Consider the following 561-nt stretch of genomic DNA (forward strand, 5'->3'; position numbering starts at 1 on the left):
GTTGACCGGTTGACCGGGTGCACGATCATGCGGCCGTTATGGCGCTGGATCAGCGCTGGAATATAGCGATGCATGTGGTCGAAGTACGGCAGGCGCAAAAACGCCGCGCGATCGATCAGTTTCAGGCCGCAACCGGTGTCCGGGGTGGCGTCCTTGAGCAGGCGGCGGCGCAGGTTGTTAGCGAAACGCGAGGCGTAGCGTTTGCTCGCGGTGTCGCGACGGTTGACCCGGTGCCCGGCAACCAGTTGCACATCGACCTTGCCCGGTTCGCCGCGCACCAGCGCGAGCATGCCGGGGATATCCGCCGGGTCGTTCTGGCCGTCGCCATCGAGGGTCGCCAGCCACGTGCCCCGTGCCTCACGGGCCGCGTGGTAGAGCGAGGTGCTCTGCCCCAGCGAACGCTCGTGATGGAGGATGCGCAAAGTGTTCAAGCCGTCGTGGCGGATCTGCCGCAGCTCATGCAGGGTCGCATCGGTGCTGCCATCGTCGACGACGATGATTTCGTACGACTCATCGGCCAGCGCCACGCGGATTTCCTCAAGCAGCGGCTTGAGGTTGTTC

At 64.9% G+C, this 561-nt stretch carries 1 protein-coding gene; it reads right to left on the reverse strand.

Annotation, left to right across the window (positions count from 1 at the left end; genetic code table 11):
- On the reverse strand, positions 1–561 hold a 561-nt coding region (locus AB4Z35_RS30080; RefSeq protein WP_442101170.1), incomplete at both ends, for a glycosyltransferase family 2 protein.

The sequence above is a fragment of the Pseudomonas sp. KB_15 genome (genome assembly GCF_052114525.1).
GTDB lineage: Bacteria > Pseudomonadota > Gammaproteobacteria > Pseudomonadales > Pseudomonadaceae > Aquipseudomonas.